We start from the raw sequence: 15,017 nt of genomic DNA on the forward strand, positions 1-15,017 counted from the left end.
GCTGGCCGGTGTCATTTTTGCGTGCGGCGAAGAGTGGTTGCGTTCAGCGAAGTCCCAGAAGGCCCAGGACGAACACGATGATCACGATCAGCCCTACGAGATAGATGATCCGGTTCATTTGGGTGCCTGTCCCGTTCGGGGTCACCAACATTGGCATCCCTTCGCACAACACTGGCGCTTCGCCCAACCTGCGAAACAACATGGATCAGTATCGGCAGAGAAAGGCTCGCGAGCTGCCCCCGGTGGCGCGGGTGTATCGTGGCCGGGCTGATCCAGGTAAGTGCGGTCGCGCGGGAAACCGCCATGTTGACCCCTCACCGCCGCATCTCGCGGGGGCCAAGGGTCGGGGAATTGCGCCGCTGCGGCACATGTGTCGCGCCGGAAGATACCCGTCTCAGGAGATCACACAATGACACAGTCAAACATCATCGGTCTTGTCGCGTTTGTCCTGGGCACCGTGCTGCTTTTCTTCGCATGGAGGGGAACCAACACGCCGGTCGATCAGATGACCGAGGCGATGACCGGCCGATTCTCGGGAGACACGATGTGGTTCATGATCGCCGGTCTTGTTGGCGTCGTGGCGGGCGGGGCACTGCTCGTGCGGGGTCTGCTTCGCAACTGAAGAAGAGGGCGGGTCACCGGGTACGGCGGATGCGACTGCATCTTTCGCACAATCTGCCCGCCGCTGCGCGACCATAGTTTCAATACAAGGAGTCCATTGATGTCACTAGCCAATCTCATCGTCACGCTTGTCGTCGTTGGCGTCGCCCTCTGGGCAATCAACACCTACCTGCCGATGGATCGCAAGATAAAGTCGATCCTGAACGTGGTCGTCGTGATCCTCGTGATCCTGTGGCTGTTGCGCGGCTTCGGGCTGCTTGGCGACCTCGGCTCAATCCAGGTCGGTGGCTGAGACGCATGGGCAGGTTTTGCCATTGGGTCTTGACTGAGGGCCTTGGCAGGGACCGTGGAAAAGGTTAGCCGCCCGATCCCGATGCGCCCAGGAATAACGTTTGGACCAGCATGTACACCACCGCCAGGATCGCGAGGAGGGTGCTCCACGACATCGTTCTTCCCGTCGGCGTGCCGTCGCTCGATGGTTTCACGCGCGCAGTGCGCGCGGGCAGCAGGTGGGTCAGGTCATCGGCCACCGCCTCATGGTCTCGCTCGAGCAGGGGCACGTCGCGACAGCGCGACAGCAAGAGGCTCAGGCGCGCGCCCGCGGCCTCGCGGCTCAAGGCGGCAAGCTCTGCCGTCTCCGCCCATGGATCGAGGTTGAGCCGCGCCAGCACCGAGAGAACACTGACGGTGCTGCCGGCCCGGTCCTCGCCTACCGGAGCATAGAGAAACCGCTCGAAATCGGGGTTGTTGGGGTTGAGCATCGTCGATGCGGACATGGGTGTTTCCTCCATTGGACGGGGGCGTGCTGCATTGGCGGGACGCATCCCGGCCAAGAACGCGAGCCGACCACCCCCGGTCGCGGGGATCCTAGCGATAGGCGCGGGGCGCGGACTGACGCAGATCAGCCCGTCGCGACATATCTCTTGCGGCGTGGCACGCCCTGCCCAAAACCCGCAGTTCGACACCACGCTAACATGGGTCAGCACGGCGTGCCCGGGTCTGCGCTAGTCTCAAATTGGAGAACAAGTCGATCCGTTGATCGTCGCTGTGGTGCCCCCTGCAAAGCGGGGCGTGGCGATGCGTTCCAGCCCCGAAGGGCGTGCCCCACCAACGAAACGATCCCCGGATCGATGCGCGGACCTGATCGCGACACCGACACCTGAAACCACAAAGGCGGACCTTCTGACCGCCGGAGGATATGATATGAATACTCCTGAATGGCTCAAGCCCGGTCTCTATGGGGCCGTGATCGGCGCAATCGTCGTCGTCGTCGGCTTCGCATGGGGCGGGTGGGTCACCGGTGCCAAGGCTCGCGAAAGCGCGATGACCCGCTCCCATGACGATGTGGTCGCCGCCCTCGTGCCGGTCTGTCTCGACATGACCGGAACCGATCCCCAACGGGCCCGCAAGCTCGAGACGATCCGGACCGCGACCAGTTACAAGCAGCGCGATGCCCTCATGGACACCGGCTGGGCCACCATGCCCGGCTCTGTGGATGTTGACAGGGACATCGCACAGGCCTGTCTGAAAGGGCTGGACGTGGATGCGTCGTGATACCACTTCGCCTGCTGTGCGGCCGTTGGCCGCCATGCCCATCAAACGGGCCGATCAGCCGGGACTGACGATCCTCACCCTCGGGCTTATGATCAGTGCCTTCGCGCCTACGGCATCCCCCTCGTTCGCCCAGGCCAGGTCCGCGCCGGACAATGCCCATGCACGCAGTTACGGCGATGGATGGGAATGCGCCCGGACTTTCAGGCGCGAGGGGACGGCTTGCGTGCCGGTCGTGGTGCCGGCCAACGCCCATCTCAACCGGACCGGCAACCGCTGGGCGTGCAACAAGAACTTTAAGCGGTCCCGGGGCAATGCGTGCTCAACAATTAGGTCCGTGTCGCTCGCAATCTTCACCTGAACCCTTTTGAGCAATCCAGACAGGAGCCATCGATGGATATCGAAGACAGAGCCTTGCAGACCAAGCGACCCAATGCACGTGGCGCGCAAGCCCCGCCCGCGCACGGCCCGTACCTCGCCACGCGATCCGGCGCGCCGGTCGTCCCTCCCACCCCCACGGCAATCATCTATTGCGAGGGCAACTTCGCCGGGATCGACGGCAAGACCGCTAACGGCCTCGTCCGCCATTCGCAGGCCTATCGCATCGTTTCAGTGATCGACAGCACGCATAGCGGGCGCGACAGCGGCGAAATTCTCGATAATGCACGCAACGGCATTCCCGTGCTCGGGGATATTCAGGCGGCCATCGCGCATGAGCCCACGATCCCCGACACGCTGATCTACGGCATGGCCCCGTCCGACGGCAAGCTGTCCGCCGAGGATCGCGGCGTCGTGCTCGATGCTATTGCGCTTGGCATGAACATCGTCAGCGGCTTGCATGAATATCTGGGCGATGATCCCGAAATCGCCGCGGTCGCGGCGTTCGGCAATGTCACCATCCGTGATATCCGCAAGCCCCGGCCAGGCAAGGATATGCGCCTCTTTGATGGCAGCGTCGCCGATGTCGTGGCGATCCGCATCGCCGTTCTGGGGACCGATTGCGCGATCGGCAAACGGACGACCGCCACGGTCTTGACCAATGCCCTGAACGCGGCCGGAATCAGCACGGTCCTTATAGGCACCGGGCAGACCGGTCTCATGCAGGGGGCCAAATATGGGGTCGCTATGGATGCCGTGCCACCGCAGTTCTGCTGCGGAGAACTTGAGCGCGTGATCCTTGCCGCATCGCGGGACGAGCGGCCCGAGGTCATCGTGATCGAAGGGCAGGGGGCGCTCAGCCATCCGGCCTTTTGCACCTCCGCCTTCATCCTGCGCGGCAGCCAGCCGCAGGCGGTCATCCTTCAGCACGCCCCGGCGCGCGCGCATCGCTGCGACTTTCCGGGCATGGCCATGCCTGACCCGGCCCAGGAAATCGCGCTGATCGAAGCCTTCGCCGATACAAGGGTAATCGGCGTGACGATCGATCACGAGGACATGACCGAGGCGGATCTGGATGCGACCATCACGCGGTGTCGGCGCGATCTGGCCTTGCCGGTCAGCGATGCCCTCGCCCGACCGGCTGCGGATCTGGTCGCGATGGTTCTCGCGGCCTGTCCCTGCTTGCGGGAAAGTCGCGTCTCGGCCGCGCAATGACCACGCCCCGCATCGAGATCGACCTCGACAAGATTCGCGAGAACACGCGGACCCTGGTCACGCATCTGGCTCGCCGCGGCATCACCTTGACCGGTGTCACCAAGGCCGTTTGCGGATGTCCGGCTCTCGCCGGGGCGATGCTTGCCGGGGGTGCGACAGGTCTGGCCGATGCACGGCTTGCGAATATCCAGCGTCTGCGCCGGGCCGGTCTCACCTGTCCGATCACGATGATCCGCCCCCCGATGCGGAGCGAGGTTCGCCAGATCGTCAGGAATTGCGAGACAAGCTACAATACCGAGCCGGAGATCCTCGCGGCCCTGTCCGAGGCCGCCGTGCGGCGCGGCGTCATCCACAATGTGGTCCTGCTGGTCGAAATGGGGGATATGCGCGATGGCATCCTGCCTGCCCAACTGGTGCGTATCTCGACCTACGTCACCGGTAAACCGGGTCTCGCCTTGAAAGGTATTGCCGCGAATTTTTCCTGCCTCGGCGATGTTGCGCCGGATGCGGCAGCCATGGCCATGCTTTCCGATCTGGCCAATGACATCGAAGGCGCATGTGGTCCGATGCTGGAAACCGTGTCGGGCGGCGCGTCGGCCAATCTGACATGGGCACTCGGTCAAGGGCCACCGGGGCGCATCAACAACCTGCGTCTGGGCTAGGCGATCCTTCTGGGCACCGATCCCGCCCCCGGGCGGCCGATCCCGGGCCTGCACACGGACGCCTTCACGCTCGTGGCAGAGGTAATCGAGGCGAAATGCAAGCCGCTTTGGCAGCCCTCGCCCATGACCGGCGCGGGGCGGGCGATGCCGAGCCTGATCGGGGAGGCCGATGGCCGGACACGCGCTGTCCTCGCGGTCGGCCAACAGGATACCGATCCCGAGGGGCTCGGCTTTGACGCGGGCCTCCGTTTTCTCGGTGCAACCAGCGATCATCTGATTGTCGACAGCAAGGATATGTCTCTACGGGTGGGCAGCGAGGTCCGGATGCGCCTGCGCTATGGCGCGCTCATGCGGGCCATGACCACACCTGCCGTCACAAAATCCTTTCACACCACACCCGCTGTCAAACGAGACGCCGCAAACACCCGTGACAAAGCTATCCCGCGCTGGTGGTATGCGGACAGGCCCGAACCGATCCCGCGCCCAATCCCGGGCCGGATATGACTCTACCCAACCAAACGATGAACCCATGTCTTTCAACGACCTGACAAAGAAGACCGCCGACCTGGACAAGGCGAAATCAGACAAGAAACCGGAAAAGGAAACCGCAACGAAAGCGCCGAACGATCCGCCCCGGAAGCCGGCCCCGAAAGTCTGAACGTCGCTCTCTGCGCCGGCGAGCGAACGTGCTTTCCGGCCAGATTCCGTGTCACGTCACCCCGAATGAGACCCATAGATGAAAACCGAAGTCACCGAGATATACCAACCACCCAGCGCGTTGAATGACACGCCCAAGGAGCGCAATTGCCTTCGATGCAAGGTCAAATTCTGGAGCTCCGGGTTCGGCGAGCGGGTTTGTCGTCGCTGTAAGGGGTTGAGCGCGTGGCGCAATTCGGCCCCCGCCAATCCGGGCACATCCCGCAACCGCTGAACGCATCCCCATGTCCGCCGCATCCCGCATACCGGCAAGGAGGGACCTTCTGCCCAGCCTCGGCAAGCTGTAAACGACGAGGTAACGATCGCGCCGCGATGTGGTCCTCAGCCCGAGCAGACTGATGCCGCGATGCGCCAGGCTCAGGATCCATTGATTTCAGGTCCTTTGCGTGATTCACGGCTCCGAAAACGGAGCGGCGAACATGTCTGATCTCTTCTGGCTGACCGACGCGCAGATGGCGCGTCTGGAGCCCTATTTTCCGAAGTCCCACGGGAAGCCGCGCGTCGATGATCGGCGTGTGCTGAGCGGTATTATCTTCATCAATCGCAATGGGTTGCGGTGGCGCGATGGTGAGGGCCTGAATGCGGAATACGGTTCGCACAAGACCCTGTATAACCGCTGGAAGCGATGGAGCGACAAGGGCGTCTTTGCACGCATCATGGTTGGCTTGGCCGTCGAGCACGGCGAGAAGAAGACGGCCATGATCGACGCGACGTATCTGAAGGCACACCGGACCACGACCAGCCTGGCCGCGAAAAAGGGGGGCGTGGCCGCCTGATCGGGCGCACCAAGGGCGGCATGAACACCAAGCTGCACGCCATCTGCGACAGCCAGGGACGTCCGCTTGACCCTTTTGTCACCGCTGGACAGGTCAGCGACTACATCGGTGCACGGGCATTGCTGGGCGGCTTGCCAAAGGTCGAATGGCTGCTCGGAGACCGAGGCTACGACGCAGACTGGTTCAGAGACGCGTTGAAAGACAAGGGGATACGTGCCTGCATCCCGGGGCGGTCACAGCGCAACAAAACTGTCAAATATGACAAGCGCCGCTACAAACGCCGCAACCGCATCGAGATCATGTTCGGCAGGCTCAAGGATTGGCGGCGCGTCGCAACCAGATACGACAGGTGCCCGAAGGTCTTTCTATCCGCAATCGCACTCGCAGCAACCGTCATCTATTGGCTATGAGTCCTGACCCTAAATGTTCCGGTCTCGATAGCCGTCGTGGCATGACCCCGCAACTCCCGTAGGCTGGGGCCAGGTCACGAGGGTTGATTCATAGTCTCTGCCGCCTGTGTAGGGTGCTGGGCTTGGGTTCAGGCAGTCCCGATTGGCAGGATGACTGGTTTTGTCATGGGCTCCCCGCGCCTCTCTGGCTTCTGGTTCATCCCTTCGACTGACAATCCCCTAATCCCGTTCGGCCTCCTGCGCGCAACCCCGCGTCAGCCCGGGCCGTGTTGGCCGCCTATGGCGTCCTGCCCGCTCCACCCCGGTCCTTTGGGGGTTTCCGGTGTCCATTCTGTCCACCATGCACGCGTCACCCGACGGGCGTTTTCCGGGTCTTGTCGAAGGGACGGTCCCGAAGACAGGAAACACAGGAGCTAATCATGCAAAACATCGTCATCCTCGCCCGGCAACATCGGTCAAAAACCCGAAACCCGCACCACCCAGGGCGGCACCAACATCACCAACTTCAGCCTCGCTACCTCTCGCCGCCGCCTCTCGGAAGGTCGTGTGCTGCGCGACGAGAACGGCTACCGGGTCATGGACACCGAATGGCACCGCATACCTGCTTCAACGGTCTCGGCAAGACGATCGCGGAGCATTGTGAAAAGGGCATGAAGGTCCTCGTCCACGGCCGCATCCACTACACCAAATGGATCGACAGCATGGGGAACGACCGCTACGGCTGCGAGATCATCGCCGAGAAGGTCGACTTCCTGAGCCGCCCGAAGTCGGCCGAGAACGAAAACCCCGAGCTGGTCGACCGCGACGACGAGATCCCGTTCTAAGGAACGGGGTTTCCCCCTCGGGCCCGACGGGGAAACCCGCCGGGTTCGCTACATCGCCGCAAGGCCGCTCGGAGCCGATACACCCATCGCGTCGCCATCTCGAACCATCGCCTTTTCAGCGCCGACGCGGATACCGTGGCCTTCCGCTGGAAGGATTACCGGATCAAGCGCGGCGAGCGGCAAAAGGTGATGCGCCTCGAGACCAGCGAGTTCATCCATCGTATTCGCCACTGTGGCCTGCTGGCCTCCGCGCAACGCAAGGCCAACATCGCCAGAATCCGCCAGCTGCTCGCGGCGACCGCGCTGGACACAGCACCAAGCCCGCCGCAGCTTCCTCCTTGTCAGGGTTTTGCAACGCGGGCCGAAACCGCGCTGACAGCAAATGTCTCAACGCGGCCCGCATCGAAAAACCTTAAACAAACCGCCCTGATGCATTCGCGGCACGATTGGTCACAATCATTATAACCACGTCAAAAGCGGACATCTACGCCGGTTGGCTTCACCAAATCCCATCCTGACATTCGCCGCACTTGCACCCGGCAGGGTTACCTTCAATAGCCAACGTCGAGTTGGTGATGTGGTGGACCGCGCCGGATGGGAGGACTCATGATACCCATTGCCGACTTATCCGCCATTTGCGCTTGTCGCCTGGCCTGGAACAAGAGCCGTTTCGCAAGTGGTCACCCGTACGGCGAAAGCCTTGAAAAATCTGGCCGACAGCTTCTTCGCGGTACCTTGGACGAGCCGACTGCCCAGTTGCGCGAGCTTGCCGCCGATATCGGCATGCGCCTCGTATGTCAGGCAGGTTCCGCCGTCCTGCTCCTGCAGCACGACATCCGCGCCGCCCTTGGCAAAGCCCGCCGTCCCGCCGCTGCCGCTGCCGGCCAGCGTGAACCGCCGGGGCGGTTCTTCGGGGATCAGCGTCACGGTGCCGGAGAACCGCGCCTTGACCGGGCCGACCTTGAGCAACACCTTCGCCTCGAGTTCGGTGTCGGAGTGGCGGACAAGCTCCTCGCAGCCGGGAATGCAGTCTTTCAGCACCTCCACGTCGTTGAGCGCGGCATAGACGTCCTCGCGCGGGGCGGCGATAAATACCTCGTCGGTCAGTTTCATTGGGCTCTCCTCTTAAGCGCTACGGGTCCCGGGGGCGGGTCAGGCGGGCGAGGCGCGCTCGCCCGCCCGGCGTTGGGCCACGATCTCGGCCAGGATCGAGAGCGCGATCTCGTCTGGGGTGATCGCGGCGATGTCGAGACCGGCGGGCGCATGGACCCGGGCCAGCGCGGCGCGGTCCGCGCCCTCGGCGGCGAGACGGTCGCTCAGCGCGGCGAACTTGCGCCGGCTGCCGACGAAGGCCACATATTCCGCCTCGGACGCGACCGCGGCTCGCTGCGCCGGGGCATCGCCCATGCCTTGCGTGGCCACGACGTAGAAGCGAACTGCGCTGTCGGGGGCGTGACCATCCACCACCTCCTCGGCGTCCGGATGCGCGGAGGCTTGGGCCCCCGGCGCGCAGACGATCCGGTGAAAGCCGAAACGGTCCGCGAGGCGGGCAAGCGCGGTCGCCACCGGCCCGCTCCCGCAGATCACCAGCCGCGGAGGCGGGAGGACCGGCTCGACGAACACGTCCATCGAGCCCTTGCTCGGGCACCCGTTGCGCGCGAAATGCACGTCCTCGCGCTCCTCTCCGGCGGTGACGCCACCGGCTTCCAGCAATTCCTCGGGCCGGATCGAGACGAATCGGGGCTGCCCCTCGGCGATCGCCGCGCGTGCGGCGCATCCGATGGCCGAGCGCGCACATCCCCCGCCCAGCCAGCCTGCGCGCAGCGTGCCAGCCTCGTCGATCAGCGCCTTGGCGCCGGGCTTGGCCGAGGTGGCGGCCAGCGTGCGCACCACCGTGGCGACCGCGAAGGGCACTTCGGCGGCGCGCAGCCGCGCCATCTCGGCCTCGAGTTCGGTATCGGCAGGGCGCGACAGGGTCATAGGCGTACGAGCTCCGGCTCCAACGCGGCGAGGTCCGCGAGCATCGTCGCCGGTGCGAATAGGTCGAGATGCGGCAGCGCCGCGGCCATGCCCCGCGCCACCGGCTCGTAGCCCTTCCAGCCCTTCAGCGGGTTGAGCCAGATGATCCGGCAGCCGCGCCGCCTGATCCGGGCGAGCGCGGCCCCGACCTCCTCGGGGTCGGCGCTGTCATAGCCGTCCGACAGGATCAGCACCACCGTGCGCCCATTGACCAGCCGCCGCGCATAACTGCGCGAGAAGTGATCGAGCGATGCGCCGATGCACGAGCCGCCGCCGAACCCATCGGCCAGCAGGCTCAGCCGGTTGAGCGCCCGCAGCGCATCGGTCTCGCGCAGGGCATCGGTGATCCGCACCAGCCGGGTATGAAAGAGATAGGCGTCGGTATCGGGATCGGCGCGCATCAGCCCCGAGAGAAACGCGAGGAAGGGCCGCGCATAGACTGTCATCGACCCCGACACGTCGCACAGCGCGGTGATGCGCACGGGACGGTCCGGACGCTTGCGCCGCTCCAGCCGCAGCGGCTCGCCGCCGGTGCCGAGACTCTTGCGGATGGTGCGCCGCAGATCGATCGTGCAGCCCCGGCGTGCCGCCTTGCGCCGCCGCGAGCGGTGGTCGCGCAGCGCCCGGCCCAGCCGTTCGGCGACCGTCTCGGCCTCGGCCACGTCGGCGGGGCTGACGACCTCGCGCAGGTCGGTCGTCATCAGGTTGCGCCGCCCCGAGGCGATAAGCCGCCCGCTGCCCTCGGCGTCGGTCTCGCCGTCGTCATCGGGGCTTTCGGCGCGGCCCGAGGCGGTGCTTGTCGCGCGGTCGTCGTCCACCCCCGGGGCGCGCACAAGGTCGGAGCGCGCGGAGGTCGCGTCGGCCGTCACCCGCAGGCGCACCCGCCCGTCATTGAGCCAGAAGGCATCGTAGAACTCGTCGAAGCGCGTCACCTCGTCGGCAGAGCCCGCGCACACCGCCTTGAGTGCGCGGCGCGTCATTTCCGGATCGGCGGCGCAGACATGCTCGAGCGCGCGCAGCGCCGTCTCGGCCTCAGCGACGCCTAACCCGAAGCCATGCGCGCGCAGGTGGGCAAGAAACCCGGTGATGCGCGCCGCCACGCCCGGGTCGCGCGCGGCAAAGCGGGCGACGCGGCTCATGCCGCCCTGCCCACCAGCCGTGCGGCTACCTTGGGCGGAATCGCCGCGCGGTCGCCCTCGGTCTTGAGAAGCGTGGCCATCGTGGCGTGCAGCACCGCCGGGTCGGCGCTGAGATCGGCCACCCCGAGCCCGGCCACGGCGGCGGCGAAGTTCAGCATCTCGGCCACGCCCGGCACCTTCTCGAGCCGTTCCCGGCGAATCGCCTGCACGAAGCCGACGATCTGCGCCGCGAGCCGCGCCTCGACCTCGGGCGCGCGGGCGTGCAGGATGGCCAGCTCGGTCTCGCGGTCGGGATAGGCGACGTGCGCGTACATGCAGCGCCGGCGCAGCGCGTCCGAGAGATCGCGCGTGCCGTTCGAGGTCAACACCACACGGGGAATGCTGCGCGCCGTGATCGTGCCGAGCTCGGGAACCGTGATCTGGAAATCCGAGAGTACCTCGAGCAGGTAGGCCTCGAATTCCTCGTCGGCGCGGTCGATCTCGTCAATGAGCAGCACCGGTGCCTCGGGTTGGCGTATGGCCTGCAGCAGCGGACGCTCCAGCAGGAATTCCTCGGAAAAGATGCGCCGCTCCACCGCCGTTCCGGTCTCGCCGTCCTCGGCGGCGGCGCGGATCGCCAGGAGCTGTTTCTGGTAGTTCCACTCGTAGATCGCGTGCGCCGCGTCCAGCCCCTCGTAACACTGGAGCCGGATCAGCCGCGTCCCCTCGGCCGCCGCGAGCGCGCGGGCGACCTCGGTCTTGCCCACCCCGGCCGCCCCTTCGAGCAGCAGTGGTCGTCCGAGAGAGATGGACAGGTGCAGCGCCATCGCCAGGTCGGGCGCGGCGATGTATCCCTGCCCGGCAAGCCCGTCCTGCAGTGCGCTCCAGTCCTTCATGTCAAACCTCCCCGGTCGTTGAGCGCGGGTCCGTCAGCCACTGCGATCATCCGTGCAGGCCCAGCTCGTGGGCCACCTTCCAGATGCGCCAGTGATCGTGCGGCATGTGGCTGTGGCGCAGCCCGAAGGCGCGGAAGGCGTCGTGCACCGCGTTGGAGAAGGCCGGCACCCCGCCCACGTTCGGACTCTCGCCGACACCCTTGGCCCCGATCGGGTGATGGGGGCTCGGCGTCTCGGTGAAGGCCGTGGTGTAGGTTGGCGTCTCCCAGCTTGTGGGCATGAAGAAGTCCATCAGCGTGGCCGTCTTGATGTTGCCGAGATCGTCATAGGCGATCTCCTGCCCCATCGCGATGGCGAGCGCCTCGGTCAGCCCGCCATGCACTTGCCCCTCGATCACCATCGGGTTGATCCGCGTGCCGCAATCGTCGAGCGCGTAGAACTGCCGGATCTCGTGCTCGCCGGTATCCACCTCGATCTCCATCACGCAGATATAGGCACCGAACGGATAGGTCATGTTGGGCGGATCGTAATAGCTGACCGCCTCGAGCCCCGGCTCGACGCCGGGGATCGCCTGATTGTAGGAGGCAAAGGCGATCTCGGCCATGGTCTTGAAGCGCTCCTGCGCACCCTTGACGGCAAAGCGGTCCACGTCCCATTCCAGATCGTCTTCGTGTACCTCGAGCAGGTAGGCGGCGATCATCTGCGCCTTGGCGCGAATCTTGCGCCCGGCCATCGCCGCGGCGGCCCCTGCCACCGGCGTGGAGCGCGAGCCATAGGTGCCCAGCCCATAGGGTGCGGTGTCGGTGTCGCCTTCCTCCACGGTGATCGAATCCGAGGAGATGCCGATCTCGGACGCGAGGATTTGCGCAAACGTCGTGGCGTGGCCCTGGCCCTGGCTGATCGTGCCCAGCCGCACGATGGCCGATCCTGTCGGGTGGATGCGAATCTCGCAGGAGTCGAACATACCCATCCCAAGGATGTCGCAGTTCTTCATCGGGCCCGCCCCCACGATCTCGGTGAAATGGGTGAGGCCGATGCCCAGCAGCTTGCGCGTCTCACCGCGCTTGAACGCCTCGACCCGCTCGGCCTGCTCGCGACGCAGCCCTTCGTAATTCACCGCCTTGAGCGCCTTGTTCCAGGCGGTGTGATAGTCGCCCGAATCGTATTCCCAGCCCAGTGCCGACTGGTAGGGAAACTGGTCCTCGCGGATGAAGTTCCTGGCCCGCAATTCGGCCGCGTCCATGCCCAGTTCGATGGCCAGCACCTCGATCATGCGCTCGATCATGTAGGCGGCCTCGGTCACGCGGAAGGAACAGCGATATGCCACGCCCCCCGGTGCCTTGTTGGTATAGGCCCCGTCCACGGCGACATAGGCCACCGGGATATCATAGCTGCCGGTGCAGATATGGAAGAACCCGGCGGGAAACTTCGTCGGGTCGGCGCAGGCGTCGAACGCGCCGTGATCGGCGGTGACGTGGCAGTGCAGGGCGGTGATCCGACCGTCCTTCGTGGCGCTGATCCGGCCCTTCATCCAGTAGTCGCGGGCAAAGGCCGTGGACATCAGGTTCTCCATCCGGTCCTCGACCCATTTCACCGGGCTGCCTGTAACGATGGAGGCGACGATCGAGCAGACATAGCCTGGGTAGACCCCGACCTTGTTGCCAAAGCCGCCGCCGATATCGGGCGAGATCACGCGGATGTTGTGCTCCTCGATGCCCGACAAGATCGACGCCACGGTACGTACCACATGCGGTGCCTGGAACGTGCCCCACAGGGTGAGTTTGCCGTTGACCTTGTCCATCGAGGCGACGCTGCCGCAGGTCTCGAGCGGGCAGGGATGGGTGCGGTGGTAATAGATCATCTCCTCGGCCACCACCTCCGAGCTTTCGATCGCCTGTTCGGTGGCCGCCTTGTCGCCCTCCTCCCACAGGAAGATGTGGTTGTGATGGCGGCGGGGGCCGTGGGAACCGGGGGCCTCGGGGTCAAGGTCCTCGCGCAACACAACGTCGCTCTGGAGCGATTCGAACGGGTCGGTGATGACCGGCAGTTCCTCGTACTCGATCTCGACGAGATCGACCGCGTCGGCGGCGACGTAGCGGTCGCGCGCCACGACAAAAGCCACCTCCTGCCCCTGAAACAGCACCTTGCCGTCGGCCAGCACCATCTGCTTGTCCCCCGCGAGGGTGGGCATCCAGTGCAGGTCGAGCGGGCGCAGATCGTCCGCCGTCAGCACAGCCACCACGCCGGGCAGTTCCAACGCGGCAGAGGCGTCGATGGACGTGATCCTGGCATGGGCATGGGGCGAGCGGACGAAATCGCCGAACAGCATACCCGGCAGGTTGATGTCGTCGATGTAATTGCCCTTGCCCTGGGTGAAGCGGGCATCCTCTACGCGTCGGCGCGCATGGCCGAGGCCCTTGAGCTTGCCGCGGCGTTCCTCGCGGCCCTCCGGGGTCATGTCGTTCATTGTGCCGCCTCCCTGGCTGCGTTCAGTTCCGCCGCCGCCGCAAGAATGGCGCGGACGATGTTCTGGTATCCCGTGCACCGGCAGAGATTTCCGGCCATGCCAAAGCGCACCTCCTCCTCGGTCGGGTCCGGGTTCTCCTGGAGCAGGCGGTGCGCGCGGGTGATCATCCCCGGCGTGCAAAAGCCGCATTGCAGCCCGTGATGCTCGTGGAACATCCGCTGCAGCACGTGCAGGTCGTCCGGCGTGCCGAGACCCTCGATGGTGGTGATCTCGGCCCCGTCGGCCTGCGCGGTGAAAACCGTGCAGGATTTCACCGACTTGCCGTTCATGTCCACGGTGCAGACGCCGCAATGGGTCGTCTCGCAGCCGATATGCGGCCCCGTCAGCCCGAGCCGCTCGCGCAGCACGTGGATCAGGAGTTCGCGCGGCTCGGCCAGCACCTCTCGCGGCGCGCCGTTCACGGTGAGTTTTATGTGCATCTTGTCGCTCATGCTGTCCTCCCTCAGGCGCGGGCCCATGCCCGCGCGATGGCGCGGCGCAGGATCGTGCCGGCCACGTGGCGCTTGAATTCGATCGGTCCGCGGGAATCCTCCTGCGGGTCGATTTCGGCGCTCATCGCCGCCACCGCCGCGTCGCAGGCGGCCGCGTCGCAGGCCGTGCCGATCAGCGCGTCGGCGGCGGCCTCGGACCAGACGGGCACGTCGCTGAGGTTGGTCATCGCCACCGAGGCGCGGATCACCCGCCCGTCCTGCGCGTTGATCAGCACCGCCGCCGCGGCTGTGGCGTAATCCCCGATCTTGCGCTTCTGTTTCTCGTAGGCATAGCCTCCGGTCGGGGCGGCAAAGGTGATGCGCGTGAGGATTTCCTCGTCCGCGCGGTCGGTCATGTAGGCAGCCCCGTAGAAGTCGCGCGCGGCGACCTCGCGGTTGCCCTCCGGCCCCTCGAGGGCAAAGCGCGCATCCAGGCATTGCATCAGCCCCGGCATGTCGTTGCCCGGGTCGCCATTGGCGAGGTTGCCGCCGATCGTGCCCATGTAGCGCACTTGCGGATCGGCAATCAGCAGCGCGGCCTCGCGCACGATCGGCACACCCTGCGCCAGCCCCTCGTGCGTGATAAGTTCATGCTGCGTGACCATCGCGCCGATCCGGACGATGCCGTCCGCGATGCTGAGCTCCTTGAGTTCGGCCACGTCCTGCAGATCGACGAGGTGCTCGAGATGGGCCATGCGCAGCTTCATCATCGGGATGAGGCTGTGCCCACCGGCGATGACGCGCGCATCGTCGCCACGCTCGGACACGATGCGAATCGCCTCCGCCACACTGGGCGGTCGGTGATACTCGAATGCTGACGGTATCATTTTGTC

At 65.4% G+C, this 15,017-nt stretch carries 16 protein-coding genes and 2 pseudogenes; 10 read left to right on the forward strand and 8 right to left on the reverse strand.

Going from position 1 to position 15,017, the window contains the following annotated elements:
- Positions 1–409 precede the first annotated feature (409 nt).
- Both C6W92_RS04480 and C6W92_RS04485 read left to right on the forward strand, forming a co-directional pair.
- Entirely contained in the window at positions 410–622 is a 213-nt protein-coding gene (locus C6W92_RS04480) for a DUF3185 family protein (RefSeq protein ID WP_129431844.1), read from the forward strand.
- A gap of 99 nt (positions 623–721) precedes the next feature.
- The gene (locus C6W92_RS04485; RefSeq protein WP_129431845.1) at positions 722–913 is read left to right on the forward strand and encodes a Thivi_2564 family membrane protein; all 192 of its coding nucleotides are present in this window, start codon (positions 722–724) and stop codon (positions 911–913) included.
- 64 nt (positions 914–977) lie between these two features.
- Here C6W92_RS04485 and C6W92_RS04490 read toward each other — a convergent pair whose 3' ends face one another.
- Positions 978–1,397 (reverse strand): hypothetical protein, encoded by a 420-nt coding sequence (locus tag C6W92_RS04490; protein ID WP_129431846.1) that lies wholly within the window; start codon positions 1,395–1,397, stop codon positions 978–980.
- A 427-nt stretch (positions 1,398–1,824) separates the two neighbouring features.
- Between C6W92_RS04490 and C6W92_RS04495 the strand changes: the two genes are divergently transcribed.
- The 8 genes and pseudogenes from C6W92_RS04495 to C6W92_RS04525 form a co-directional block, all read left to right on the forward strand.
- Positions 1,825–2,175, forward strand: coding sequence for a hypothetical protein (locus C6W92_RS04495; RefSeq protein ID WP_129431847.1), 351 nt, complete (start codon positions 1,825–1,827; stop codon positions 2,173–2,175).
- 390 nt (positions 2,176–2,565) lie between these two features.
- Positions 2,566–3,765 (forward strand): DUF1611 domain-containing protein, encoded by a 1,200-nt coding sequence (locus C6W92_RS04500; RefSeq protein ID WP_129431848.1) that lies wholly within the window; start codon positions 2,566–2,568, stop codon positions 3,763–3,765.
- The gene (locus C6W92_RS04505) at positions 3,762–4,427 is read left to right on the forward strand and encodes an alanine racemase (protein WP_129431849.1); all 666 of its coding nucleotides are present in this window, start codon (positions 3,762–3,764) and stop codon (positions 4,425–4,427) included. The genes C6W92_RS04500 and C6W92_RS04505 overlap by 4 nt, the downstream gene beginning before the upstream one ends.
- A 144-nt stretch (positions 4,428–4,571) precedes the next feature.
- Entirely contained in the window at positions 4,572–4,931 is a 360-nt protein-coding gene (locus tag C6W92_RS04510) for a hypothetical protein (RefSeq protein ID WP_129431850.1), read from the forward strand.
- A gap of 25 nt (positions 4,932–4,956) precedes the next feature.
- Complete coding sequence (locus C6W92_RS18135; RefSeq protein ID WP_277815881.1) at positions 4,957–5,085, forward strand: hypothetical protein; 129 nt, start codon at positions 4,957–4,959, stop codon at positions 5,083–5,085.
- Between the two features lie 478 nt (positions 5,086–5,563).
- Positions 5,564–6,330, forward strand: a protein-coding gene (locus tag C6W92_RS04515) for an IS5 family transposase (protein ID WP_129431851.1) whose coding sequence is annotated in 2 segments (ribosomal slippage) — positions 5,564–5,897 and positions 5,897–6,330 — 768 coding nt in all. Because the reading frame shifts where the segments join, the coding sequence is not laid out codon by codon here.
- A gap of 419 nt (positions 6,331–6,749) precedes the next feature.
- Positions 6,750–7,154, forward strand: a pseudogene (locus C6W92_RS04520) (single-stranded DNA-binding protein).
- Between the two features lie 72 nt (positions 7,155–7,226).
- Positions 7,227–7,448, forward strand: a pseudogene (locus C6W92_RS04525) (transposase); the annotation flags it as partial.
- Between the two features lie 330 nt (positions 7,449–7,778).
- On the opposite strand, the gene C6W92_RS04530 reads toward C6W92_RS04525, so the two are convergent.
- From C6W92_RS04530 to C6W92_RS04560, 7 genes are read right to left on the reverse strand one after another with little or no spacing between them, the layout of a single operon-like run.
- Positions 7,779–8,267, reverse strand: coding sequence for a carbon monoxide dehydrogenase subunit G (locus C6W92_RS04530; protein ID WP_129431852.1), 489 nt, complete (start codon positions 8,265–8,267; stop codon positions 7,779–7,781).
- Positions 8,268–8,306: 39 nt separating this feature from the next.
- Entirely contained in the window at positions 8,307–9,134 is an 828-nt protein-coding gene (locus tag C6W92_RS04535; RefSeq protein WP_129431853.1) for an XdhC/CoxI family protein, read from the reverse strand.
- Entirely contained in the window at positions 9,131–10,312 is a 1,182-nt protein-coding gene (locus C6W92_RS04540; RefSeq protein ID WP_129431854.1) for a VWA domain-containing protein, read from the reverse strand. Before C6W92_RS04540 ends, C6W92_RS04535 begins: the two co-directional genes overlap by 4 nt.
- Positions 10,309–11,187: a MoxR family ATPase gene (locus C6W92_RS04545; RefSeq protein ID WP_129431855.1), complete on the reverse strand. Its 879-nt coding sequence runs from the start codon at positions 11,185–11,187 to the stop codon at positions 10,309–10,311. The genes C6W92_RS04540 and C6W92_RS04545 overlap by 4 nt, the downstream gene beginning before the upstream one ends.
- 46 nt (positions 11,188–11,233) lie before the next feature.
- On the reverse strand, positions 11,234–13,654 hold the full coding sequence (locus C6W92_RS04550; protein ID WP_129431856.1) for an aerobic carbon-monoxide dehydrogenase large subunit: 2,421 nt from the start codon (positions 13,652–13,654) through the stop codon (positions 11,234–11,236).
- A complete protein-coding gene (locus C6W92_RS04555) occupies positions 13,651–14,145 on the reverse strand; it encodes a (2Fe-2S)-binding protein (protein WP_129431857.1) in 495 nt (164 codons plus the stop codon). Before C6W92_RS04555 ends, C6W92_RS04550 begins: the two co-directional genes overlap by 4 nt.
- Positions 14,146–14,156: 11 nt before the next feature.
- Entirely contained in the window at positions 14,157–15,011 is an 855-nt protein-coding gene (locus tag C6W92_RS04560; RefSeq protein ID WP_129431858.1) for a xanthine dehydrogenase family protein subunit M, read from the reverse strand.
- Positions 15,012–15,017 lie beyond the last annotated feature (6 nt).

This window comes from Roseovarius sp. A46, assembly GCF_004126395.1.
Classification (GTDB): domain Bacteria; phylum Pseudomonadota; class Alphaproteobacteria; order Rhodobacterales; family Rhodobacteraceae; genus Roseovarius; species Roseovarius nitratireducens.